The 23833-nt window shown below is 54.3% G+C and carries 22 protein-coding genes; 11 read left to right on the forward strand and 11 right to left on the reverse strand.

Annotated elements, in window-relative coordinates; genetic code table 11:
• The first annotated feature begins 12 nt into the window (after nt 1-12).
• From VW41_21210 to VW41_21250, 9 genes are all read left to right on the forward strand, one after another.
• The gene (locus tag VW41_21210) at nt 13-579 is read left to right on the forward strand and encodes a 3-deoxy-D-manno-octulosonate 8-phosphate phosphatase (GenBank protein AJZ91356.1); all 567 of its coding nucleotides are present in this window, start codon (nt 13-15) and stop codon (nt 577-579) included.
• Nucleotides 576-1148, forward strand: a complete 573-nt coding sequence (locus VW41_21215; GenBank protein ID AJZ91357.1) for a lipopolysaccharide transporter — start codon at nt 576-578, stop codon at nt 1146-1148. The genes VW41_21210 and VW41_21215 overlap by 4 nt, the downstream gene beginning before the upstream one ends.
• Nucleotides 1117-1668, forward strand: coding sequence for a lipopolysaccharide transporter (locus VW41_21220; protein AJZ91358.1), 552 nt, complete (start codon nt 1117-1119; stop codon nt 1666-1668). Before VW41_21215 ends, VW41_21220 begins: the two co-directional genes overlap by 32 nt.
• A 6-nt stretch (nt 1669-1674) precedes the next feature.
• Entirely contained in the window at nt 1675-2400 is a 726-nt protein-coding gene (locus VW41_21225) for a sugar ABC transporter ATP-binding protein (GenBank protein AJZ91359.1), read from the forward strand.
• A 48-nt stretch (nt 2401-2448) separates the two neighbouring features.
• Entirely contained in the window at nt 2449-3882 is a 1434-nt protein-coding gene (locus tag VW41_21230) for an RNA polymerase factor sigma-54 (protein AJZ91360.1), read from the forward strand.
• 22 nt (nt 3883-3904) lie between these two features.
• A complete protein-coding gene (locus VW41_21235) occupies nt 3905-4192 on the forward strand; it encodes a ribosome hibernation promoting factor HPF (GenBank protein ID AJZ91361.1) in 288 nt (95 codons plus the stop codon).
• Between the two features lie 82 nt (nt 4193-4274).
• Nucleotides 4275-4772, forward strand: coding sequence for a PTS system nitrogen regulatory protein IIA(Ntr) (locus VW41_21240; protein AJZ91362.1), 498 nt, complete (start codon nt 4275-4277; stop codon nt 4770-4772).
• Nucleotides 4773-4818: 46 nt separating this feature from the next.
• The gene (locus tag VW41_21245) at nt 4819-5673 is read left to right on the forward strand and encodes a glmZ(sRNA)-inactivating NTPase (GenBank protein AJZ91363.1); all 855 of its coding nucleotides are present in this window, start codon (nt 4819-4821) and stop codon (nt 5671-5673) included.
• Nucleotides 5670-5942 (forward strand): phosphohistidinoprotein-hexose phosphotransferase, encoded by a 273-nt coding sequence (locus VW41_21250; protein AJZ91364.1) that lies wholly within the window; start codon nt 5670-5672, stop codon nt 5940-5942. The genes VW41_21245 and VW41_21250 overlap by 4 nt, the downstream gene beginning before the upstream one ends.
• A 17-nt stretch (nt 5943-5959) precedes the next feature.
• On the opposite strand, the gene VW41_21255 is transcribed toward VW41_21250, so the two are convergent.
• The 7 genes from VW41_21255 to VW41_21285 all read right to left on the reverse strand — a co-directional run bounded on the left by VW41_21255 (nt 5960) and on the right by VW41_21285 (nt 14655).
• Complete coding sequence (locus VW41_21255) at nt 5960-7096, reverse strand: glycerate kinase (GenBank protein ID AJZ91365.1); 1137 nt, start codon at nt 7094-7096, stop codon at nt 5960-5962.
• A 10-nt stretch (nt 7097-7106) separates the two neighbouring features.
• Nucleotides 7107-8375: a gluconate:proton symporter gene (locus tag VW41_21260; protein ID AJZ91366.1), complete on the reverse strand. Its 1269-nt coding sequence runs from the start codon at nt 8373-8375 to the stop codon at nt 7107-7109.
• A gap of 138 nt (nt 8376-8513) precedes the next feature.
• Nucleotides 8514-9641 carry an XRE family transcriptional regulator gene (locus VW41_21265; GenBank protein ID AJZ91367.1) on the reverse strand — a complete coding sequence of 376 codons (1128 nt, stop codon included), beginning with the start codon at nt 9639-9641 and terminating at the stop codon, nt 8514-8516.
• A gap of 67 nt (nt 9642-9708) precedes the next feature.
• Nucleotides 9709-10437, reverse strand: coding sequence for a peptidoglycan transglycosylase (mtgA, locus tag VW41_21270; protein AJZ91368.1), 729 nt, complete (start codon nt 10435-10437; stop codon nt 9709-9711).
• On the reverse strand, nt 10434-11087 hold the full coding sequence (locus tag VW41_21275; protein ID AJZ91369.1) for an isoprenoid biosynthesis protein: 654 nt from the start codon (nt 11085-11087) through the stop codon (nt 10434-10436). The genes mtgA and VW41_21275 overlap by 4 nt, the downstream gene beginning before the upstream one ends.
• A 231-nt stretch (nt 11088-11318) precedes the next feature.
• The gene (locus tag VW41_21280; GenBank protein AJZ91370.1) at nt 11319-13661 is read right to left on the reverse strand and encodes an aerobic respiration control sensor protein ArcB; all 2343 of its coding nucleotides are present in this window, start codon (nt 13659-13661) and stop codon (nt 11319-11321) included.
• A gap of 61 nt (nt 13662-13722) precedes the next feature.
• On the reverse strand, nt 13723-14655 hold the full coding sequence (locus tag VW41_21285; GenBank protein AJZ91371.1) for a hypothetical protein: 933 nt from the start codon (nt 14653-14655) through the stop codon (nt 13723-13725).
• Between the two features lie 682 nt (nt 14656-15337).
• On the opposite strand from VW41_21285, the gene gltB reads away from it, so the two are divergent.
• Both gltB and VW41_21295 read left to right on the forward strand, forming a co-directional pair.
• Entirely contained in the window at nt 15338-19795 is a 4458-nt protein-coding gene (gene gltB / locus VW41_21290; protein ID AJZ92045.1) for a glutamate synthase, read from the forward strand.
• Between the two features lie 9 nt (nt 19796-19804).
• Nucleotides 19805-21223 carry a glutamate synthase gene (locus VW41_21295; GenBank protein ID AJZ91372.1) on the forward strand — a complete coding sequence of 473 codons (1419 nt, stop codon included), beginning with the start codon at nt 19805-19807 and terminating at the stop codon, nt 21221-21223.
• Between the two features lie 83 nt (nt 21224-21306).
• On the opposite strand, the gene VW41_21300 is transcribed toward VW41_21295, so the two are convergent.
• From VW41_21300 to VW41_21315, 4 genes are all read right to left on the reverse strand, one after another.
• Nucleotides 21307-21807: a Clp protease ClpP gene (locus tag VW41_21300; GenBank protein AJZ91373.1), complete on the reverse strand. Its 501-nt coding sequence runs from the start codon at nt 21805-21807 to the stop codon at nt 21307-21309.
• 3 nt (nt 21808-21810) lie between these two features.
• The gene (gene sspA / locus VW41_21305) at nt 21811-22452 is read right to left on the reverse strand and encodes a stringent starvation protein A (GenBank protein ID AJZ91374.1); all 642 of its coding nucleotides are present in this window, start codon (nt 22450-22452) and stop codon (nt 21811-21813) included.
• A 324-nt stretch (nt 22453-22776) separates the two neighbouring features.
• Nucleotides 22777-23169: a 30S ribosomal protein S9 gene (locus VW41_21310; protein ID AJZ91375.1), complete on the reverse strand. Its 393-nt coding sequence runs from the start codon at nt 23167-23169 to the stop codon at nt 22777-22779.
• Between the two features lie 15 nt (nt 23170-23184).
• Nucleotides 23185-23613: a 50S ribosomal protein L13 gene (locus VW41_21315; protein AJZ91376.1), complete on the reverse strand. Its 429-nt coding sequence runs from the start codon at nt 23611-23613 to the stop codon at nt 23185-23187.
• Nucleotides 23614-23833: the final 220 nt, after the last annotated feature.

Here is a 23833-nt window from a genome sequence, read left to right on the forward strand (position 1 = left end):
GGATTAGCCTTAATGAGTAACCATGATGCGCTGCTTAATACCTGCTACGGGCCGGTAAGCGCGCAGGTCATAGCGAGGGCGAAAGAGATTCGCCTGCTGATTCTGGACGTTGACGGCGTGATGTCTGACGGCCTTATTTACATGGGCAACAGCGGTGAAGAGCTGAAAGCCTTCAACGTACGCGATGGCTATGGCATTCGCTGTGCGCTAACCTCCGGAATTGAAGTCGCCATTATTACAGGCAGGAAAGCAAAACTGCTGGAAGATCGCTGCGAAACCTTGGGCATTACCCATCTTTATCAAGGGCAATCCGACAAGCTTGTAGCGTTCCACGATCTGCTGTCAAAGGTTGCCCTTTCTCCCGATCGGGTTGCCTACATTGGCGATGACCTGATCGACTGGCCAGTCATGGAACGGGTTGGTTTAAGCGTTGCCGTTGCTGATGCTCACCCGTTATTGACGCCAAAAGCGGATTACGTGACCAGAATCAGCGGTGGGCGAGGCGCTGTCCGGGAAATCTGCGATATTTTGTTAATGGCACAAGGCAAGCTTGATGAGGCTAAAGGGCAATCCATATGAGCAAGACCAGACGTTGGATTATTTTCCTGCTTGCCATTGCGGCATTAGTGCTTATCGGCCTGAATCTGACGGAGAAGGACGAACCCAGCGTCACCGTTAACAGCGATTCACCGACTTACCAAAGTGAATTCTCCACGACGGTCGTATACAACCCGCAAGGCGCGTTGAATTATAAGCTTATTGCACAACACGTTGAATACTTCTCCGATACAGGCATTTCATGGTTCACCAAACCGGTCATGACCCAGTACGATGAAAATAAAATCGCCACCTGGGAAATTCATGCGGATCGCGCCAAACTTACCGATGATAAAATGCTTTATTTGTACGGGAACGTCATCGTCACAGCGCTAACGCCTGATTCTCAGCTACGCAAAATCACGACGGATAATGCGCAGGTGAATTTAATCACCCAGGATGTCGCTTCTGACGATCTTGTTACTCTGTACGGCACCACATTTAATTCCAGTGGCCTGAAAATGCGTGGCAACTTACGCAGCCAAACTGCACAGCTGATTGAAAAGGTTAAAACCTCTTATGAAATCCAAAATAAACAAACTCAGCCTTAAACTTGTTCTGCTTGGTTCGCTATTTGCCGCACCTCTGTCAGCCTGGGCACTGACCGGTGACACCGATCAACCCATTCATATCGAATCCGATCAGCAGTCTCTCGATATGCAGGGCAACGTTGTGACCTTCACTGGCAATGTGGTTGTGACGCAGGGCAGTATCAAAATCAACGCCGATAAAGTCGTTGTTACTCGCCCGGGGGGTGAACAGGGCAAAGAGGTGATTGATGGCTACGGCAATCCTGCTACTTTCTATCAAATGCAAGACAGCGGTAAGCCGGTAAAAGGCCGTGCTTCAACAATGCATTACGAACTGGCCAAAGATTTCGTTGTACTGACTGGTAACGCTTATCTTGAGCAGTTGGATAGCAACATTACCGGCGACAAAATCACCTATCTGGTGAAAGAGCAAAAAATGCAGGCGTTTAGCGAGAAAGGCAAACGCGTGACCACCGTGCTGGTGCCGTCTCAGTTGCAAAACAAGAACGGCCAGCAACCGGCACCGAAAAAGAGTAACTGATTCGTTATGGCAACTTTAATTGCGAAAAACCTGGCCAAAGCCTACAAAGGCCGCCGCGTAGTCGAAGACGTCAGCCTGACCGTTAAATCGGGTGAAATCGTCGGCTTACTCGGGCCAAACGGCGCCGGGAAAACCACGACGTTCTACATGGTGGTGGGTATCGTGCCACGCGATGCAGGCAATATCATTATCGATGAAGAAGATATCAGCCTGCTGCCGCTGCATGCTCGCGCACGTCGCGGCATCGGTTATTTGCCGCAGGAAGCGTCCATTTTCCGCCGCCTGAGCGTGTTTGATAACCTGATGGCAGTGCTGCAGATTCGTGACGATCTCACCTCGGAGCAGCGCGAAGACCGTGCCAACGAGCTGATGGAAGAATTCCACATCTCGCACCTGCGTAATAACCTCGGGCAGTCACTGTCCGGCGGTGAACGTCGCCGTGTTGAAATCGCGCGCGCGCTAGCGGCAAACCCCAAATTCATTTTGCTGGATGAACCCTTTGCCGGGGTTGATCCTATTTCCGTCATTGATATCAAACGCATTATTGAGCACCTGCGCGACAGCGGCCTCGGCGTATTGATTACTGACCATAACGTCCGCGAAACGCTGGCCGTCTGCGAACGCGCCTATATCGTTAGTCAAGGGCACCTGATTGCCCACGGTACACCGGAAGAAATCCTTGAAGACGAGCAAGTTAAGCGAGTCTATCTGGGCGAAGAGTTCAGACTCTGATAGGGTGGGAAGTCTTACACGACTTATTTGAGGACGTTTGCTCTGAACATGAAGCAAGGTTTGCAATTACGGCTTAGCCAACAACTTGCTATGACGCCCCAGCTGCAGCAGGCCATCCGTCTGCTACAGCTCTCAACGTTAGAGCTTCAGCAAGAACTCCAGCAGGCACTGGACAGTAATCCATTGCTTGAGCAAACCGACCTGCATGATGAGATCGACACTCAGGAAATGCCTGAGAGCGAAGCAATGGATACCCGTGAAGCCCTCGAGCAGAAAGAGATGCCCGATGAGCTGCCGCTGGATGCCAGTTGGGATGAAATTTACACCGCCGGTACCCCTTCTGGAACGGGCACTGACTATCTGGACGACGAGCTGCCTGTCTACCAGGGCGAAACCACCCAATCACTGCAAGACTACCTGATGTGGCAGGTCGATTTGACGCCGTTTTCCGATACGGATGCCGCTATTGCGACCTCCATCGTTGATGCGGTCGATGAAACCGGATATCTCACCGTTCCACTGGAAGACATTCTGGAAAGCCTGGGCCACGACGATGTAACCCTTGACGAAGTGGAAGCCGTCCTCAAACGTATACAACGTTTTGATCCCGTTGGCGTTGCAGCGCGGGACTTGCGCGATTGCCTGCTGATTCAGCTTTCTCAATACGCTAAAGAGACGCCATGGCTGGCGGAAGCCCGGCTTATCGTGAGCGATCATTTAGATCTGCTGGCGAATCACGACTTCCGGACGCTCATGCGGGTCACCCGAATCAAAGAGGACGCCCTTAAAGAGGCCATGTGCCTTATCCAGTCCCTGGATCCCCGCCCAGGCCAGTCAATACAAACAGGTGAACCAGAGTACGTTATTCCTGACGTACTGGTGCGCAAACACCTGACGCGCTGGGTTGTGGAGCTTAACGCAGACAGCATTCCGCGCCTCAAAATCAACCAGCAGTATGCAGCCATGAGCGGTAGCACGCGCAATGACAGCGACTCGCAGTTCATCCGCAGTAACCTGCAGGAAGCGAAATGGTTGATTAAAAGTCTGGAAAGTCGCAATGATACGTTATTGCGCGTGAGCCGCTGCATTGTCGAACAGCAGCAGGCCTTCTTTGAGCACGGTGAAGAACACATGAAACCCATGGTGCTGGCCGATATTGCTCAGGCGGTGGACATGCATGAGTCGACTATCTCAAGGGTCACCACTCAGAAATATTTGCATAGCCCGCGCGGCATCTTTGAATTGAAATATTTCTTCTCCAGCCACGTCAATACCGAAGGCGGCGGTGAGGCCTCCTCCACGGCGATTCGGGCGCTGGTGAAGAAGTTAATTGCTGCGGAAAACCCAGCTAAACCGTTGAGCGACAGTAAGTTAACTTCCATGCTGTCAGATCAAGGTATTATGGTGGCACGCCGCACAGTTGCGAAGTACCGAGAGTCTTTATCCATTCCACCGTCAAACCAGCGTAAACAGCTGGTGTGACTTCACCGATAAGGAAGACACTATGCAGCTCAACATTACAGGACAAAACGTCGAGATCACTGAGGCACTGCGTGAATTTTTGAACTCGAAGTTTGCCAAACTGGAGCAGTACTTCGAAAGAATCAACCAGGTCTATATTGTATTAAAGGTGGAAAAAGTCACCCATACAGCGGATGCTACGCTGCATGTGAACGGTGGAGAACTGCATGCCAGCGCCGAAGGCCAGGACATGTATGCGGCGATTGACGGCCTGATTGATAAACTGGCCCGACAGTTAACGAAACACAAAGATAAACTAAAACAACACTGATAATCCGGGCATCCGATGTGCATATGGCCGGCCCGCTGCTTAAGTAGCGGGCCGTTTGCACAAAAAGTGCTTAGGTGAACTTATGATGAACAACGATTCCGCTCTACAACTGAGCAATGTCCTTAACCAGGAATGTACTCGCAGTGGCGTCCACTGCCAGAGTAAAAAACGCGCGCTGGAAATTATCAGCGAACTGGCAGCAAAACAGCTTGGCCTTCCGCCGCAGGTCGTTTTCGAGGCCGTTCTGACCCGTGAACGTATGGGCAGTACCGGTATAGGAAACGGCATCGCCATTCCCCACGGCAAGCTGGAGGAGGATACGCTCCGGGCCGTAGGTGTGTTTATCCAGTTGGATACGCCTATCGCTTTTGATGCCATCGACAATCAACCGGTCGACCTGTTATTTGCGCTCCTGGTGCCGGCTGACCAGACAAAAACCCACCTCCATACGCTTTCCCTGGTGGCCAAGCGTCTGGCGGATAAAACCATTTGCCGCAGACTGCGCTCAGCCAGCAGCGACGAAGAGCTTTACCAGATAATTACTGAAACAGAAGTCGATAACGACAGCGAAAACGAATAATCGGCGCGTTTGATGTATCAGACAGATAAATCGGGGGAATGATTACATGGTGCTGATGATTGTCAGCGGCCGCTCAGGTTCAGGGAAGTCTGTAGCCTTGCGCGCACTGGAAGATATGGGATTCTACTGCGTGGATAACCTGCCGGTTGTCCTGTTGCCAGAGCTGGCAAAAACGCTTGCTGACCGGCAGATCTCTGCTGCCGTCAGCATCGACGTGCGCAACATGCCGGAGTCGCCGGAAATCTTCGAGCACGCAATGGACAGTTTGCCGGACGCTTTTTCTCCGCAGTTGCTGTTCCTTGATGCCGATCGTAATACGCTTATCCGCCGCTACAGCGATACGCGCCGTCTTCATCCGCTCTCCAGTAAAAATCTCTCTCTGGAAAGCGCCATTGACGAAGAGAGCGATCTCCTCGAACCGCTGAAATCCCGTGCAGACCTGATCATCGACACCTCAGAAATGTCGGTGCACGAACTGGCGGAGATGCTGCGTACTCGCCTGCTGGGCAAACGCGAACGCGAGCTAACGATGGTGTTCGAGTCTTTCGGTTTTAAGCATGGCATACCGATCGACGCCGATTATGTGTTCGACGTGCGTTTTCTTCCGAACCCGCACTGGGATCCTAAACTGCGTCCAATGACCGGTCTGGACCGCCCGGTTGCCGCCTTCCTGGACAGGCACACAGAAGTACACAATTTTATCTACCAGACCCGCAGCTATCTTGAGCTATGGTTACCGATGCTGGAAACCAACAACCGTAGCTACCTGACCGTGGCGATTGGCTGTACCGGCGGTAAACACCGTTCGGTTTATATTGCAGAACAACTGGCCGACTACTTCCGCTCACGCGGTAAGAACGTTCAGTCCCGTCACCGCACGCTGGAAAAACGTAAAACATGAGCGTAAAGCAGACCGTTGAAATCACCAACAAGCTGGGCATGCACGCCCGCCCGGCGATGAAACTGTTTGAGCTGGTACAAAGTTTTGACGCGGAAGTGATGCTGAGAAACGAATCAGGTACCGAAGCTGAAGCCAGCAGCGTTATTGCACTCCTGATGCTGGACTCCGCCAAAGGAGGCCACATAGAAATAGAAGTCACTGGCCCGGAAGAAGAGCAAGCACTGGCTGCCGTGATTGCTCTGTTCAATGCCGGGTTCGACGAAGACTAATCGCAGTGTGCGCGGCACTAACCGCGCCCTATTTTCCATACAGCGGCAACGTTACGCGCCGTCACGCAAATATTCTCTCCGGCCTTTTCCAACGCCTCCGGCAGTGTCTGAACCCGATTAAGTACGGAGAAAACAGCGTCAAGCCCGTGCTGATGCACGACGCCGTAATCGACCGTCATTCCCCCTGCCAGCGCGATAACCGGCACATGAAAACGCTTAGCCACCCTCGCCACGCCTACCGGCGTTTTGCCGTAAATGGTCTGGCTGTCTATACGCCCTTCCCCGGTGACAACCAGATCCGCCCCCTGAACAGCCTCGGCAAGACGCAAAGCTTCGGTGACAATTTCCACACCGGGCTGCAGGCGGGCATTAAGCAAACCAAACAAAGATGCCCCCATGCCTCCTGCCGCCCCGGTGCCGGCAACAGTAATCACATCCTTACCGCTGATGCGCTCCAGCTGTTCACCGTAATGCCTCAGGGCGGCATCAAGCTGTTTAACCTGTTCGGGCGTCGCGCCTTTCTGTGGCCCAAAGACCGCTGAAGCGCCACGTTCACCGCACAGCGGGTTGTCCACATCACAGGCAACCAGAATGTCGCACTGCGACAGACGAGGATCCAGTTGGCTAACATCAATCACTGAAAGCTCAGCCAGGGCGGCACCACCAGCACAAAGCTCATTGCCTTGCTCATCACTCAATCTGGCCCCCAGAGCCTGTATCATTCCGGCGCCACCGTCGTTGGTCGCGCTGCCGCCGATGCCAATAATGATTTTGCGCGCGCCCCGATCCAGTGCAGCCAGGATAAGCTCCCCGGTGCCAAAAGTGCCGGTCAGCAGCGGATTACGTTTTTCGGGCTGCACCAGATGCAGCCCTGAAGCAGCCGCCATCTCAATGATGGCCGTCTCACCGTCGCCCGTTAGCCCAAAAAAAGCCTCAACGGGCAGCCCCAGCGGGCCAGTAACCGTTACCGGGATGATTTGTCCGTGCGTCGCGGCCACCATTGATTCAACGGTCCCTTCTCCCCCGTCGGCCATCGGTAGCTTGATATACTCTGCGTTCGGGTAAATCGCGCGAAATCCTTGTTCAATGGCCTCGGCGACCTGCATCGCGCTCAGGCTCTCTTTAAAAGAATCGGGGGCAATAACAATTTTCATGGCTACCTCATTAACCCGCTAAATTAAACACGCCAAACATCAGGGTTGAAACAAAAGCGATGGCCAAACCAACGGCGGTTTCATAGGGAAGCAGCTTTAAGCGCTCATGCACCTGCATATTAACGCTGCCACCTGTGGCATGGAAAAAGCTGCCGTGCGGCATATGATCGAGCACCGTCGCCCCGGCATGGATCATCGCCGCCCCGGCAAGTGCAGAAATACCCATATCGACCAGCGTTGAGCTAAACACCGCAGAAGCTACCGCCGTCCCGGCAGTTGTTGATGCCGTAGCCATTGACATCAGCGCCCCGGAAAAAGGTGCCAGAAGGTAGGACGACATGCCGGATGCCGTTAAACCGCTAATCAGTACATCCTTCAACCCGGAGTTGGCGATAATGCCGGCCAGCGTCCCGGTCCCCAGCAGCATAATTGCCACCGGAGACATGCGCGCCAGTCCAGACACCATAAAATGGTTTGCTTGCCGCCCCTGCCCCATCACTATAGCCCCAATCAGGCCGCCTATCGGCAAGGCAACCAGCGGATCGATATTGATGCCGGCGATAGGACGAAGAGCAAGCAGGCAGATAGCCACCAGCGGAGCCGCTATTGCCGCGCCAAATGCGGGCAAAGCCTTCTCTTTTTCCCCGGCAATCAGTTCATTGATAGCAACTTTGGAGCCCCGATGCTGCAATCGTTTCGCCAGGAAGTAGGCCAGCACCAGGCCAAACAGGCCCGGCACCACGCCGGCCATCATTAAATCTGTGAGCGGAACGTGAAAAGCGTCGGCCGCCGCAATCGTATTAGGATTGGGCGACATAACATTACCGGCCTTACCGCCGCCAATCATCGCCAGCAGAATAGCCATTTTCGAAATATCGGCCCGGTGAGCAATCGCGAGGGCAATAGGTGACACGGTGATCACGGCCACATCGATAAATACGCCGACGGCAGTCAGCAGCATGGTCGCCACCGCCAGAGCGAACAGCGCTCGTTTTTCACCCACCTTACGGACAATGGTTTCGGCAATTGTATTGGCGGCCCCGGATTCAATCAGCACCCCCGCCAGTATGCCTGCCCCGAGGATACGCAGTACCGCATTGGTGATCCCCTGCGCCCCGGTAATCATCAACGAAAGCGTCTGGACTAAGTCGGCACCCCCGACCAGCCCGCCAGCCAGAGCGCCGGCAATCATGCCGTAGGCAGGAGGAACCTTGCGCAAAATAAGAACAATAGAAACAACCAGCGCCACCAGGGCGCCCAGAGCCGAAACCGTGGTCATATATCACTCCTGTTTTGATTTTTTTAGGGAGATAGAAGGGTACGGCGGGACATTACCCTGAGCGGGCGGTGAATAGCTTGAGAGAAAACGCCAGAAAATGGGCGGCGAAAGAAACGCTTTTTTGTAGATTGCTACAAATCAGTCACTAAGCTGCATGCCAATAAACAGCTGAAGAACTGAATCTAACTTATTAATATCTAAAGACGTTATCGACTCTATTCTACTTAGCCGGTAGCGCAATGTATTGACGTGGATATGCAGCAATTTTGTCGTTTGAGACAGATCACAATTCTGTTCAAAATAGCAGCGCAGCGTACGGCGCAATACGCCTTTTGTGTCAGCTTCACAAAGTGTTTTCCACGCCGCACCGATTTCATCAGCCTGCCATGTGCCGGAAAGCCCATTGAGAAGTACCGGCAATAAAAGATCCTGATAGTACACAATCGACCGACCAATTCTTTGCCGTAAGGCCATCTCATGCAGCGCGACGGCACTAAGCCAGGAGCGCCGTAGCGCATCGTCGCCCTCGAAGATACCACCGACTGAAAGGGTGACCTCAAAATGCTCCAGCAGCTGAGAATGAAGTTTACGCAGCGCCTTTTTCAGCAATGCCTGCCGCTCCTCGACTCGCCCTCCGGCCAGGGGCAGTAGCATGGCGATTTGTTCAAAGCCGAAGGGCGTCACGAGCGCCTGGCCGTCGTAACTGCAGAGGCGCTCCAGCAACTCCCGCTGGCGCAAAACGTCCTGAGACGGAAAATTAATCATCAGCGCAATGCGGGGCAGTTCAAGATCGATGCCAAGCCCGCTGGCCATCGGGCGCAGTTCCACCAAACGTTGCTGCCCGGAGATAATCTGGGCGGCGAGTTGCTCCCGGTAGCGCTTTTCCCACTGATTTTGCTCAAGCATTTCCGCCTGCTCAAGAATCAGCTCGGCCGCCATTTTGACCAGTTCGGCGTAAGCCTGCACTTTCTCTGGCTCACCGGAAATACCCACGACACCAACAATCTTCTGGCGAAAGACAATGGGCAGATTAATGCCGGGTTTAACCCCTTTAAGGCGCCGGGCAGAGGCTTCATCAATAATCACGGTACGGTTTTCCGTCAGGGCCAGCACAGCACCTTCATGACGCTGATGCAGACGACGAGGATCGCCGGAGGCAATAATCACGCCCTGTTCGCTCATCACATTCACCGAGTGATCGATAATGTTCATGGTGCGCTGGACAATTTGCCGGGCGGTATCTTCTTTCAGGCAAGAGGTCATCATAGCGTTTTACCCTGTCGTGGAGACGGCGGAAGTGCGCTGAGCGCGGCGGCGATAAAGCCGCAACGACTTAATTCAAATTATGCTGTTCAAGGAAAGATTCGCCGCCCAACTGACGCATTTGCCGTAAAATCCACTGTTGGCGCTGGCGAATATAGCCTGAGGGCGCATTGGCTTTAAAACGAATCGGGTTAGGCAGGACGGCAGCCAACAGCGCGGCTTCGGCCGGCGTCAGGCGGCTGGCTGGCTTGTTGAAGTAGCGACGGGAGGCTTCTTCAACGCCGAAAACGCCTTCACCAAATTCGGCAATATTGAGATAAACAGTCAGAATACGTCGCTTGCTCCACGCCGTTTCAAGTCCCACCGTGAGGCCGGCTTCCAGCCCCTTACGTAGCCAGCTTCGCCCATCCCACAGAAATAAATTCTTTGCGGTTTGTTGGGAAAGCGTCGAGGCACCTCGCACCCTTTTTTCATTTCGTTCATTGTGGGCCAGCGCCTTTTCTATGGCATCGGTATCAAAGCCCCAGTGCTCCGGAAACTTTTGATCCTCAGAGGCGATCACCGCCAGTCCCATCCACGGCGAAATATCATCCATGGAAACCCAGTCAGAATGGGCAACGTAACCGAAGTTGCCGCTAAACCACGCGCTGAACTGCCGTTCTACCATCACCGCGGAAAAAGGCACCGGGAGGAAGCGGAAAGCCAGGATGCCCATGAACCACACGGCCAAAACCGCCAGAAAAGCTTTCAGCAGCCAGCGCTTAACCCACTGCCACGGCGCGAAACGCCCTTTACTCATGCGCTCAGTTCCAGCACGCGGGCAACCAGCTTGTCGATCCCCACGGCGGCTTCAGCGATGTTTTGCGCCAGCATGTAAGCAGGCGTTGTGACAACTTTCTGTTCTTCATCCACCACGATATCGTCTACCGGGCAAGGGATGTGCTCTGCCCCCATGGCTTCCAGCAGCTCAGCGGTATCGATGTCGGTGCCGATGGTCAGGCGCAGAGGCATATCCAGAATCTTTGGCAACATCGCCGGGGCAATACACATAAAGCCGAGGGGCTTGCCCTGGTCGTGACATTCCCGGGCCAGGCGACGGAGATCGGCGTCAACCTCGCAATCAGCGCCCTGTGAAGCAAAGGTGCTTAGGTTTTTCGCCGCGCCAAACCCCCCAGGCACGATCAATGCGTCGAGGTTTTCTGACAAAGCTTCACGTAAAGGTTGAATATTGCCGCGAGTAATACGCGCAGCTTCCACCAGAACGCCGCGCGTCTCTGTCGCAGGCTCACCGGTTAAATGATCGATCACATCCGACTGGGGTTTATCCGGCGCGAAGCAAACCGCTTCCGCCCCTGCGCGAGAAATGGCCAACAGCGTCAATACGGCTTCATGAATCTCACTGCCGTCATAAACCCCACAGCCGCTCAGCACTACACCTATTTTTTTCATCCGTCAGTTCCTTATCGTTCCGGGTGAATCAGTCTCAACCAGGTTAATTTGATCGCTATGCTTCACATATTTTACTGATTCACGTAACAAATATTATAAGGTTTGCTATCTTATATGGCTGACAGCCCGCGAATTGCTGGTTGTGCCATTCGATAATTCAACGCTAAAAAAGGCGCAACCCTGTTTTCCCTGGTGTTGGCGCAGTATTCGCGCACCCCGGCCTGGCCGGGGTCATTTTTTTCCAGCGTCAGCAACCCACGCCTTTAATACGCTAACGTCATGTTGCCACTCTTGTTTCAGCTCTTCGATCCATTCACCGACATTATCAGACCACGCAGGTAAGTCCGGAGATTGAATTTGCTGGGCAACTTGCTGTAAATGCCGCAAACCAACGGAACCCGCCGCGCCTTTTATTTTGTGCCCCTCTTCCACCACGCCTTTGTTATCCCGCGCGGTCATATTGGAATCGAGAACCTCTAAATAACCCGGCATCATTTTTTCAAACATCGCCAGGCCATCGGTAATGAGTTTTGGCCCCACCAGCTCGATATATTGTTCGAGCATCGGAATATCGAGTAACGCTTGCTGTTTTTCACTATCGACTTTTGTCACCGTAGGCTCCTTGTCCGTTATCTGGTTATCCCAGAATTTTTGGATCATCGACATCAAGGCCGGCACGGCGAGCGGCTTACTCAGCACATCGTCCATCCCGGCCTCAAGATACTCAGTCTTGTTTTTCAGCACATTGGCCGTTAACGCCACCAGCGGCGGCAGCTCATCTTTGCTAAAACGCTTATTCAGTTCGCGGGAGATATCCAGGCCGGTCATATCCGGCAGTTGGATATCCAGCAGCACAAGGTCATATTCACCCGGCATAAACATTTCCAGCGCGTCTTTACCGGTCATTGCTACATCCACGCTGTTGCCCAGCTTCTCAAGTACCGAACGCGCGACGATAACGTTAAGCTCAATATCCTCTACCAGCAGTACGTGCAGCGCCGGCAGCGGCATATCGTCATCTTCAAGCGTGTCTTCTACTTCCTCCGCCACGCTCGGTGCATGAACGGTCAGCGTGAACAGCGATCCTTCACCCGGCTTGCTGGTGACGGTGATGTCTCCGCCCATGCTTTTCGCCAGACGGCGAGAAACCGCAAGCCCAATCCCGGTTCCGGTCGCCGGCTTGCCGCCGTGACTGTCTTTGACCTGATAGTACATAGCAAAAATTTTGTCCTGCTCGTCCACCGGAATACCAATCCCGGAGTCCTGAACCTCAAAGCGCAGACAGCTCTCTTCTTCATAACGAACGCGCACCGTGACCAATCCCCCTTTCGGCGTGAACTTCACGGCATTGCTGATCAGGTTCCAGAGGATCTGGCGTAAGCGCGTTCCGTCCGTTACTACCTTATGCGGCAGCGGTAGTGTTGGGTCCATCACAAACGACAGCCCTTTCTGCTGAGCCTGAAGCCCGGAGAGGTTCTCCAGATCGGCCAGGAAGCTGGTGAAATCAACCGGCTGGTTATCGAGCTGCACTTTGCGGCGCTCGAGCTTATCCATATCGATAATATCGTTGAAAATATTGCCAAGCGTGATGGCAGAGACATGAATCGTTTTCAGATAGTTGGTCTGCTCGGCGGTGAGATCGGTGTCCAGCAGAATGCGGCTCAGGCCGACAATGCCGTTAAGCGGCGTACGCAGCTCGTGGCTGATGGTAGAGATAAAGGTGGTCTTATCCCGGCTCGCACGTTCCAGTGCGTCCTGGTAGCGTTTACGCTCGGTAATATCGCGGCCAAAGCCCATCAGCCCGTGGCGTTTACCGACGCGGTCGTAGTAAGGCACTTTACGAATTTCAAAACAGGCTTTGCGCCCATCCGGATAATCCAGCCACTGCTCATAGGTCAGAGACACATTGTGGCGGAACACTTTTTCATCGGTTTCCAGCACTTTATCAGCGGCTTCTGCAGAATAAACGTCCTGCGGCTTAAGGTGAATCAGCTGTTTCTCGCTCTTACCGGTCAGCAGTTCCATCGCCCGGTTACAGCCTGAAAACTCCCGATCTTCATTGCGGTAGAAGACCAGATCGGGAGAAGCATCGAGGAAAGAACGCAGGAAAGAGGATTGCTGTTCGAGCCGGATCTGCGTCTCTTCACGCTCCTGCATCTCAACTTTAAGCTGCTCCAGCATGGTCTGGCGCTCAGCCTCGGCTTTTACACGGTCGGCGATTTCCTGATTTAGCTGGGAGATATTGTCCTTCAGCTGCACGTTGAGAATGAGGTCGCGCTCGCGCATTTCCTCCAGCTTCTCCACCAGCTTCGACAGCCGCTGCCTGGACTCCTCGAGCTGTTCTACAACAACCGACAGGAAGTAAACCGCCCAGGGGGTAATCAACAAACCAAAGAAGATAGAGCGAACAACGTCGATACTTTCAACCTGGCCGCGCAGCAGCATGGTGACGGCCATTTGCACCACCATCGCCAGCAGGACAAGCGCCGAGGCCAGCAGCAGGGAGAAGCGGACCAGCCCCAGCTTCACCATAAGATCAACGTAATACTGCGCCAATAACCGAATTTGCTTCATGGAACGATTCCTTCGTCTTGGATGCGCTAAATATACCGCAAAAAGGAACCGGGCTCAGGATTTACGATAGAACTGAGAGATCCCACGGTGTTCCCAGCGCCGAGCCCTGCGCGCCGTGCGCCAGCAAATACCGGTTTATATCGACCATAGCGGCCCAGCGGTTCTCACACCATAAAGGCGCAAGTAAGGTTGGACGCCGGGCGTGAGCCGAAATGCGATGGAACACCACATCAAGCGGCGTATGGCGAATCATTTCTCCCGCAGTGACGACGTACTCATCCAGCGCAATCCCCTCCAGGCGACCTGCTCGCCAACTTTTGGCCATCGTACTGCCGTCCACGATATGCAAAGGGTGCAGCTTCAGGCCGTCCACGCCGGTTTCAACCACCTTCGCCAGCGTATCCATACATTGCTGCTGGCCTTCACCGGGCAAACCGACAATCAGATGGCCGCAAACCTTTAAACCTCGCGCCCGGGCCCGGCATGTAGTCTCCTGATAACAAGCGAAGTCGTGCCCACGGTTAATCCGATGCAGCGTTTTGTCATTCGCCGTCTGCAACCCCAGTTCCAGCCACACTTCATAGCCCTGTGCATGATAATCGCTGAGTAAATCCAGCACGCTGTCGGGCACGCAGTCAGGCCGGGTTCCGACGCACAGCCCCACAATGCTGGTCTGGCTCACCGCCTGTTGGTACATCGACCGCAGCACCTGCACCTCAGCCCAGGTGCTGGTATAGGCCTGGAAATAGGCCAGATAACGCTGAGCGCGATTCACCCGGCTAGCCTGGTGTGCGAGCTGTTCGGCAATGGAATTATGCTGCTGGTCTTCGTCTGCAAAAGAGGCCACGTTGCAAAAAGTGCAGCCGCCTCGCCCGATAGTGCCGTCGCGATTAGGGCAACTGAAACCGCCATGCAGCGTGAGTTTATGGACTTTTTGCCCATAGCGACGAGAGAGATCGCCGCCAAACATATTGACTAATTTCTGTAACTGCATAATCTGATGGGCCGTCCCGAAAAAGGGGCCTAGCCTGCCATTTTCTTCTCGCACCGGCGATGACCTGGATCAATCGCTTCGGCGCAGCCTTACCTATTGCATAAAAACCCAGAATAAGTGCAACTCTATTCACGTCGGACTTGATTACTTTTCCTTATGACGTTGCCCTTTATTTAAAGAATATGACGAGGGGTTAAAAACAGTGGCATGCTGCACTCCACGGGGGTTAAGCAGCATATCATGCTGGCAATACCACTCATGCCAGCATGGTCTGGAGTTTCAAGCGCTTTAGGATAGTGAGGACGATCACAGAACGCCCGGCGTTCGCCGAGCCATCGCCGCAGGAAAAAAAGCTAAAAATTCCATTATATTCATATCGTTACCCTACTCTTAGTACAATTCTGTATAAATAAGAATGCCATTTGACCTGTGTGCTCTTTCCCGATAAGTTGGAAATCCGCTGGAAGCTTTCTGGATGGGTTCTGTGCCCATCATATTTATGCAGTAATTGAGATTCCCTCTAAAGCAAGTCCTCAACACTTGTGACACCGGATGCGTTGGACATTAAGAGGGCGACACGCGAGGCAAGCGTAAGATGCGCAAACCCCGTCGCCATGCCCTTGCTGCGTCCATGCGCAAACGGTTGGGAGTAACGTAGAGCCTGGGGAGGTTCACTGATATGTTGTACGATAAATCCCTTGAGAAGGATAACTGTGGTTTCGGCCTGATCGCCCACATAGAAGGCGAACCTAGCCACAAGGTAGTGCGTACCGCTATTCACGCGCTAGCCCGTATGCAGCACCGTGGTGCCATCCTTGCCGACGGTAAAACCGGCGATGGCTGTGGTCTGCTGCTGCAAAAACCCGATCGTTTCTTCCGCATTGTTGCAGAAGAACGCCATTGGCGTTTGGCCAAGAACTATGCCGTTGGCATGATTTTCTTGAACCAGGATGACGCGCTTGCCCGCGCCAGCCGCCGCATTGTTGAAGAAGAGCTGCAAAACGAAACCCTGTCTATTGTTGGCTGGCGTGAAGTGCCGGTGAATAAAGACGTGCTCGGTGAAATCGCCCTCTCCTCTCTGCCACGTATTGAACAAATTTTCGTTAACGCACCCGCGGGCTGGCGTCCGCGTGATATGGAACGCCGCCTGTTTATCGCCCGTCGCCGTATCGAAAAACGTATCCAGGAAGATAAAGACTTCTATATCTGCAGTCTGTCTAACCTGGTGAACATTTATAAAGGCCTGTGTATGCCGGCAGATCTGCCGCGCTTCTACCTGGACCTGGCGGACCTGCGCCTGGAATCGGCCATTTGCCTGTTCCACCAGCGTTTCTCCACCAACACCGTGCCGCGCTGGCCGCTGGCTCAGCCGTTCCGTTATCTGGCCCACAACGGTGAAATCAATACCATCACCGGTAACCGCCAATGGGCACGCGCCCGTACCTATAAATTCCAGACGCCGCTGATCCCCGATCTGCACGATGCCGCACCGTTCGTAAACGAAACCGGTTCCGACTCCAGTTCCATGGATAACATGCTTGAGCTGCTGCTGGCGGGCGGGATGGATATCGTGCGCGCCATGCGTCTGCTGGTTCCGCCAGCATGGCAGAACAACCCAAACATGGATCCTGAGCTGCGTGCCTTCTTCGACTTTAACTCCATGCACATGGAGCCGTGGGATGGCCCGGCCGGTATCGTGATGTCCGACGGGCGCTTCGCCGCCTGTAACCTGGACCGTAACGGCCTGCGTCCGGCACGCTACGTGATAACCAAAGACAAGCTCATTACCTGCGCCTCTGAAGTCGGGATCTGGGACTACCAGCCGGATGAAGTGGTTGAGAAAGGCCGCGTTGGTCCGGGCGAACTGATGGTTATTGATACCCGCGTGGGGCGCATTCTGCATTCCGCCGAAACCGATGCTGAGCTGAAAAGCCGCCATCCTTATAAAGAGTGGATGGAGAACAACGTTCGCCGCCTGGTGCCGTTTGAAGATCTGCCGGATGAAAAAGTGGGCTCGCGGGAACTGGATGACGACACGCTTGCCAGCTACCAGAAACAGTTTAACTACAGCAGCGAAGAGCTGGATTCAGTGATCCGCGTGCTGGGCGAAAATGGCCAGGAAGCCGTGGGCTCAATGGGCGATGATACCCCATTCGCCGTGCTTTCCAGCCAGCCACGCATTATTTACGACTACTTCCGTCAGCAGTTTGCGCAGGTGACAAACCCGCCAATCGACCCGCTGCGTGAAGCGCACGTCATGTCCCTGGCCACCAGCATCGGCCGCGAAATGAACGTCTTCTGCGAGGCAGAAGGCCAGGCGCACCGCCTGAGCTTCAAATCGCCAATTCTGCTGTGGTCTGATTTCCAGCAGCTCACCACGCTGGAAGAAGAGCATTATCGCGCCGATACGCTCGACATCACCTATGACGTGACAGAGAAGTCGCTGCACGAAACCGTGATGGCACTTTGCGACGAAGCTGAACGCATGGTACGTAACGGCACCGTCTTGCTGGTGCTGTCCGACCGTAATATTGCCAAAAATCGCCTGCCGGTTCCGGCCCCGATGGCCGTGGGCGCTATCCAGACGCGTCTCGTCGAGAAGAGCCTGCGCTGTGACGCCAACATCATTGTTGAGACCGCCAGCGCCCGTGACCCGCACCACTTTGCCGTGCTGCTCGGTTTCGGGGCAACGGCTATCTACCCGTACCTCGCCTATGAAACCCTGGCGAAGCTGGTCGATAACGGCGCTATCGACAAAAACTACCGCACCGTGATGCAGAACTACCGCAACGGCATCAATAAAGGGCTGTACAAGATCATGTCCAAAATGGGCATCTCGACTATCGCCTCCTACCGTTGCTCTAAGCTGTTTGAAGCCGTCGGTCTGCACAAAGAAGTGTCCGAGCTTTGCTTCCAGGGTGCGGTCAGCCGTATCGGCGGCGCGGGCTTTAGTGACTTCCAGCAGGATCTGCTGAACCTGTCCAAACGTGCCTGGCTGGTACGTAAACCGCTTGATCAAGGCGGCCAGCTGAAGTTCGTCCACGGTGGGGAATACCATGCCTACAACCCGGACGTGGTGCAGACGCTGCAAAAAGCGGTACAAAGCGGCGAGTACAGCGACTATCAGCAGTATGCGAAATTGGTTAACGAGCGCCCGGTTGCGACGCTGCGCGATATGCTTGCGCTGAATCCGCAGGACGAATCAATCAAGATTGAAGACGTTGAGCCAGCGACCGAACTGTTCAAACGCTTCGATACCGCGGCAATGTCCATCGGCGCCCTGAGCCCGGAAGCACACGAATCCCTGGCTGAAGCGATGAACAGCATCGGCGGGAACTCTAACTCCGGCGAAGGCGGTGAAGATCCGGCGCGCTACGGCACCAATAAAGTGTCCCGTATCAAGCAGGTTGCTTCCGGTCGTTTCGGCGTGACGCCTGCTTATCTGGTCAATGCCGACGTTATCCAGATCAAAGTCGCGCAGGGCGCGAAGCCGGGCGAAGGCGGCCAGCTGCCGGGCGATAAAGTAACGCCTTATATCGCCAAGCTGCGTTATTCCGTGCCGGGCGTAACGCTGATTTCACCTCCGCCTCACCACGATATCTACTCTATCGAGGATCTGGCGCAGCTGATTTTCGACCTGAAACAGGTTAATCCCAAGGCGATGATTTCCGTGAAGCTGGTTTCCGAACCGGGCGTCGGCACCATCGCAACAGGCGTAGCCAAAGCCTATGCCGACCTGATTACCATTGCCGGCTACGACGGCGGCACCGGCGCAAGCCCACTGTCGTCCGTGAAATACGCGGGCTGCCCGTGGGAGCTTGGTCTGGTGGAAACCCAGCAGGCGCTGGTTGCTAACGGCTTGCGTCATAAGATTCGCTTGCAGGTGGACGGCGGCCTGAAAACCGGCCTCGACATCATTAAGGCGGCCATTCTTGGGGCAGAAAGCTTCGGCTTCGGTACCGGGCCAATGGTTGCTCTGGGCTGTAAATACCTGCGAATTTGTCACCTGAACAACTGCGCTACCGGCGTTGCAACTCAGGATGACAAGCTGCGTAAAAACCATTACCACGGCCTGCCGTTCAAAGTGACCAACTACTTTGAATTCATTGCTCGCGAAACCCGCGAACTGATGGCGCTGCTGGGCGTGAAGCGTCTGGTTGATTTGATTGGCCGCACCGATCTGCTGAAAGAGCTGGACGGGTTCACGGCTAAACAACAGAAGCTGGATCTATCCGCTCTTCTGAAAACGGCTGAACCGATGCCGGGCAAAGCGGTGTACTGCACCGAGCATAACCCGCCGTTTGATAAGGGCGACCTTAACGCACAGCTGCTGAACCAGGCGCAGGCGTATGTGGACGACAAACAGAGCAAAACCTTCTGGTTTGATATCCGCAACACCGACCGTTCGATCGGGGCTTCGCTCTCCGGCTACATCGCTCAGCAGCACGGCGATCAGGGCCTGGCGTCTGACCCAATCAAGGCGCACTTTAACGGTACCGCAGGCCAGAGCTTCGGCGTCTGGAACGCGGGCGGCGTTGAGCTGCATCTGACCGGCGATGCCAACGACTATGTCGGCAAAGGCATGGCGGGCGGGCTGATTTCTCTGCGTCCGCCGGTAGGCTCAGCCTTCCGCAGCCACGAGGCGACCATTATCGGCAACACCTGCCTGTACGGCGCCACCGGCGGGAAGATGTATGCCGCAGGCCGTGCCGGTGAGCGTTTCGCAGTGCGTAACTCCGGCGCGATTACCGTGGTTGAAGGCATCGGCGATAACGGCTGTGAATATATGACCGGCGGTATCGTCTGTATTCTGGGCAAAACGGGGGTTAACTTCGGGGCTGGTATGACGGGCGGTTTCGCCTACGTACTGGACGAAGACGGTGAATTCCGCAAACGCGTAAACCCGGAACTGGTTGAATTACTGAATGTGGAAGAGCTGGCGATTCATGAAGAGCATTTGCGCGGCATGATCACCGAGCACGTTCAGCTGACCGGCTCCCAGCGCGGTGAAGAGATCCTGGCCAACTGGCCGGCATTCGCCTCGAAATTCACCCTGGTTAAACCGAAGTCCAGTGATGTCAAAGCATTGTTGGGTCACCGCAGTCGTTCCGCAGCTGAGCTGCGGGTGCAGGCGCAGTAAGAGGTCACGATGAGTCAAAACGTTTATCAATTTATCGACTTGCAGCGCGTTGATCCGCCGAAGAAGCCGCTGAAGATCCGCAAAATTGAATTTGTGGAAATCTACGAGCCGTTCTCTGAGGGGCAGGCCAAGGCGCAGGCCGACCGCTGTCTCTCCTGCGGCAACCCGTACTGCGAGTGGAAGTGCCCGGTTCATAACTACATTCCAAACTGGCTAAAACTGGCCAATGAGGGTCGCATCATTGAGGCCGCCGAGCTGTCTCACCAGACCAACAGCCTGCCGGAAGTGTGTGGTCGAGTTTGCCCGCAGGACCGTCTTTGTGAAGGTTCCTGTACGCTGAATGACGAGTTCGGGGCAGTGACCATCGGCAACATCGAGCGCTATATCAACGATAAAGCGATTGAGATGGGCTGGAAGCCAGACCTGACCGGCGTGAAGCAAACCGGTAAGCGCGTGGCGATCATCGGGGCTGGTCCCGCGGGACTCGCCTGTGCAGACGTTCTGGCGCGTAACGGCGTGAAAGCGGTGGTTTACGACCGACATCCTGAAATCGGCGGTCTGCTGACCTTCGGTATTCCGGCCTTTAAGCTGGAAAAAGAGGTAATGACCAAGCGTCGCGAGATCTTCAGCGGGATGGGGATTGAATTCAAACTCAATACCGAAGTGGGCCGCGATGTTCAGATGGACGAGCTGCTTGGGGAATACGATTCCGTGTTCCTCGGCGTCGGTACCTATCAGTCCATGCGCGGTGGCCTTGAAAATGAAGACGCGCCGGGCGTTTATGACGCCCTGCCGTTCCTCATCGCAAATACCAAGCAGATCATGGGCTTCAGCGAAACCACTGAAGAACCGTATGTCAGCATGGAAGGCAAACGCGTTGTCGTGCTGGGTGGCGGTGACACCGCTATGGACTGTGTGCGTACTTCAGTGCGCCAGGGTGCAACCCATGTGACCTGTGCCTACCGTCGTGACGAAGAAAACATGCCTGGCTCCAAACGCGAAGTGAAAAACGCGCGTGAAGAAGGCGTGGAGTTCCAGTTCAACCTGCAGCCGCTGGGCGTGGAAATTAACGCTAATGGCCGGGTTTGCGGTGTGAAAGTAGCCCGAACTGAACTGGGTGCGCCGGATGCTAATGGCCGTCGTCGCCCGGAGATCGTCGCCGGTTCCGAACACGTACTGCCTGCCGATGCCGTAGTGATGGCCTTTGGTTTCCGTCCTCACAGCATGACATGGCTGGAGCAGCACAGCGTTGAGCTGGACAGCCAGGGCCGTATTATCGCGCCAGAAGGCAGCGAGAACGCTTTCCAGACCAGCAATCCAAAAATCTTCGCCGGTGGCGATGCGGTTCGCGGTTCCGATCTGGTGGTGACAGCCATTGCCGAAGGACGTAAAGCCGCAGACGGGATCCTGAACTTCCTCGAGGTGTAAGCGTTATAAATTTGGCGGCTTCGGCCGCCAGATTCCCCGTCATTACTCCATAAAAAAGCCAGTCTTTCGACTGGCTTTTTTTGTTATTTCACCACGCGCAGTGCGGGGCGGCCACCGCGAGGCGGCGGCGGATCGTCATCCGGGCTATTGTCATCATCGCCGTGATCCGGGCGATCGCCGTCAATAACCTGCATAACTGTTTCAGACTCGCCGACTGCGGGCTGGTCATCGTTGTGGCTTTCCACGTCTTCATCGTAGCCCGCTTCCGGCTCAAACATGGTGCCCGCGCCATTCTCACGCGCATAGATAGCCAGAACGGCGGCCATAGGCACGTTTACCTGACGGGGCACACCGCCGAAACGCGCGTTAAAGCGCACTTCGTCATTTGCCAGCTCCAGATTCCCTACGGCACGCGGCGCGATGTTCAACACAATTTGCCCGTCTCGCGCGTACTCCATCGGAACCTGTACACCCGGCAGCGTAATATCTACCACCAGGTGTGGAGTGAGCTGATTATCCAGCAGCCACTCATAAAAGGCCCGCAGCAGATAAGGACGGCGCGGCGACAGCTGCGACATATCCATCAATTAGCCTCGGGTCTGCAGACGCATTTCGCGCTCAGGTTCGGTCAAAGAGGCCAGGAAGGAATCGCGCTCAAAGACGCGGGTCATATACCCTTTCATCTCTTTGGAACCCGCCCCTGTCAGCTCAATGCCCATTTGCGGCAAGCGCCACAGCAGCGGAGCCAGGTAGCAGTCTACCAGGCTGAACTCATCGCTCAGGAAGAAAGGCTTCTGGGTAAATACCGGGGCGATGCTCAATAGCTCTTCGCGCAGCTGCTTACGCGCTGCTTCCGCTTCCTGTGCGGAGCCGTTCATCACCACGTTCATCAGGGAATACCAGTCTTTCTCAATGCGGTGCATGTACAGACGGCTTTCACCACGCGCAACCGGGTAAACCGGCATCAAAGGTGGGTGCGGGAAACGCTCATCAAGGTATTCCATGATGATGCGGGATTCCCACAGCGTCAGCTCGCGGTCAACCAGGGTCGGTACGCTGTGATTGGGGTTGAGGTCAATCAGATCCTGAGGCAGGTTATCCGTTTCAACATGCTCAATTTCAACGCTAACACCTTTCTCAGCCAGAACGATACGTACCTGGTGGCTGTAGATGTCAGTAGGACCGGAAAACAGCGTCATCACCGAACGTTTGTTGGCAGCGACAGCCATGAAAACCTCCAAGTTTATCCAGAAAATTACTGCTAATAGCCGCAAGCGGCGACTAACCTGACCGTTTATTACCCAATGCTTAGCCGAAACATCGCTGACGCCACAAAACGGGGCGAAAACAACTTGATGCCGACATTTGGGCAGAAAATTGGATGATAGTTTACCAGATTTTACTGGTTTTGTGGTGGTCGTATATTGAATTTGCCTAAAAGGCAAATTATTTCAAAATGTTAGAGGCAATAATATAAATTACGGGCATAAAAAAACCCGGTACCAGGACCGGGTTTTTTGCCAATTGTTTGCTGCCTGAACAGGCAGGAACAATTAACGTTTGGAGAACTGAGGACGACGACGTGCTTTACGCAGACCGACTTTCTTACGTTCAACCTGACGAGCATCACGGGTAACGAAGCCAGCTTTACGCAGCTCGGAACGCAGGGACTCATCGTACTCCATCAGAGCGCGGGTGATACCGTGACGGATCGCACCAGCCTGACCAGAGATACCACCACCTTTAACGGTGATGTACAGATCCAGTTTCTCAACCATGTCGACCAGTTCCAGCGGCTGACGAACTACCATGCGGGCAGTTTCACGACCGAAGTACTGTTCCAGAGAACGTTGGTTGATAACGATTTTGCCGTTGCCCGGTTTGATAAACACGCGAGCTGCGGAACTTTTGCGGCGACCAGTGCCGTAGTATTGATTTTCAGCCATTGCCTATAATCCCGATTAAATGTCCAGAACTTGCGGTTGCTGTGCCGCGTGGTTGTGCTCGGTGCCCGCGTAAACTTTCAGTTTACGGAACATTGCACGACCCAGCGGGCCCTTTGGCAGCATGCCTTTAACCGCGATTTCAATCACACGCTCAGGACGGCGGGCAATCATCTCTTCAAAGGTCGCTTGTTTGATACCACCGATGTGGCCGGTGTGGTGGTAGTACACTTTGTCAGTACGCTTGTTGCCAGTTACAGCAACTTTGTCAGCGTTCAGAACGATGATGTAATCACCAGTATCAACGTGCGGAGTGTATTCCGCTTTATGCTTACCGCGCAGACGGCGAGCCAGTTCAGTAGCCAGACGACCTAAGGTCTTACCTTCAGCATCAACGACATACCAGTCGCGCTGTACAGTTTCTGGTTTAGCTGTAAAAGTTTTCATTAAAAGCTTACCCAATATATAGTTACACGTTGGTGAACACCCAAACGTTTAAAATCAGTCGAGGTTCACGCGACATTGTCCAGCAAACCTACCCCTTCGAATAGCCTATGCCGGCACGACAAAAGTTTTGGGAAAAAAACTTTGGTTGTAACGTGGGGTCGCAAGATTATAGAGAAGTCGACCTCAAAGATCGACCACAATTTGTCGTTGATATCACATA

Source organism: Klebsiella michiganensis (assembly GCA_000963575.1).
GTDB classification, from domain to species: domain Bacteria; phylum Pseudomonadota; class Gammaproteobacteria; order Enterobacterales; family Enterobacteriaceae; genus Cedecea; species Cedecea michiganensis_A.

Coding starts and splice junctions, on each gene's coding strand:
- VW41_21300 (AJZ91373.1), bottom strand. CDS start 21,807: ATGGATATGTCGCAGCTGTCGCCGCGCCGTCCTTATCTGCTGCGGGCC.
- VW41_21215 (AJZ91357.1), top strand. CDS start 576: ATGAGCAAGACCAGACGTTGGATTATTTTCCTGCTTGCCATTGCGGCA.
- VW41_21255 (AJZ91365.1), bottom strand. CDS start 7,096: ATGAAAATTGTTATTGCCCCCGATTCTTTTAAAGAGAGCCTGAGCGCG.
- VW41_21260 (AJZ91366.1), bottom strand. CDS start 8,375: ATGACCACGGTTTCGGCTCTGGGCGCCCTGGTGGCGCTGGTTGTTTCT.
- mtgA (AJZ91368.1), bottom strand. CDS start 10,437: ATGAGTAAAGGGCGTTTCGCGCCGTGGCAGTGGGTTAAGCGCTGGCTG.
- VW41_21210 (AJZ91356.1), top strand. CDS start 13: ATGAGTAACCATGATGCGCTGCTTAATACCTGCTACGGGCCGGTAAGC.
- VW41_21285 (AJZ91371.1), bottom strand. CDS start 14,655: ATGCAGTTACAGAAATTAGTCAATATGTTTGGCGGCGATCTCTCTCGT.
- VW41_21235 (AJZ91361.1), top strand. CDS start 3,905: ATGCAGCTCAACATTACAGGACAAAACGTCGAGATCACTGAGGCACTG.
- VW41_21245 (AJZ91363.1), top strand. CDS start 4,819: ATGGTGCTGATGATTGTCAGCGGCCGCTCAGGTTCAGGGAAGTCTGTA.
- VW41_21265 (AJZ91367.1), bottom strand. CDS start 9,641: ATGATGACCTCTTGCCTGAAAGAAGATACCGCCCGGCAAATTGTCCAG.
- VW41_21295 (AJZ91372.1), top strand. CDS start 19,805: ATGAGTCAAAACGTTTATCAATTTATCGACTTGCAGCGCGTTGATCCG.
- VW41_21220 (AJZ91358.1), top strand. CDS start 1,117: ATGAAATCCAAAATAAACAAACTCAGCCTTAAACTTGTTCTGCTTGGT.
- VW41_21310 (AJZ91375.1), bottom strand. CDS start 23,169: ATGGCTGAAAATCAATACTACGGCACTGGTCGCCGCAAAAGTTCCGCA.
- VW41_21230 (AJZ91360.1), top strand. CDS start 2,449: ATGAAGCAAGGTTTGCAATTACGGCTTAGCCAACAACTTGCTATGACG.
- VW41_21315 (AJZ91376.1), bottom strand. CDS start 23,613: ATGAAAACTTTTACAGCTAAACCAGAAACTGTACAGCGCGACTGGTAT.
- VW41_21240 (AJZ91362.1), top strand. CDS start 4,275: ATGATGAACAACGATTCCGCTCTACAACTGAGCAATGTCCTTAACCAG.
- sspA (AJZ91374.1), bottom strand. CDS start 22,452: ATGGCTGTCGCTGCCAACAAACGTTCGGTGATGACGCTGTTTTCCGGT.
- VW41_21275 (AJZ91369.1), bottom strand. CDS start 11,087: ATGAAAAAAATAGGTGTAGTGCTGAGCGGCTGTGGGGTTTATGACGGC.
- VW41_21225 (AJZ91359.1), top strand. CDS start 1,675: ATGGCAACTTTAATTGCGAAAAACCTGGCCAAAGCCTACAAAGGCCGC.
- VW41_21280 (AJZ91370.1), bottom strand. CDS start 13,661: ATGAAGCAAATTCGGTTATTGGCGCAGTATTACGTTGATCTTATGGTG.
- VW41_21250 (AJZ91364.1), top strand. CDS start 5,670: ATGAGCGTAAAGCAGACCGTTGAAATCACCAACAAGCTGGGCATGCAC.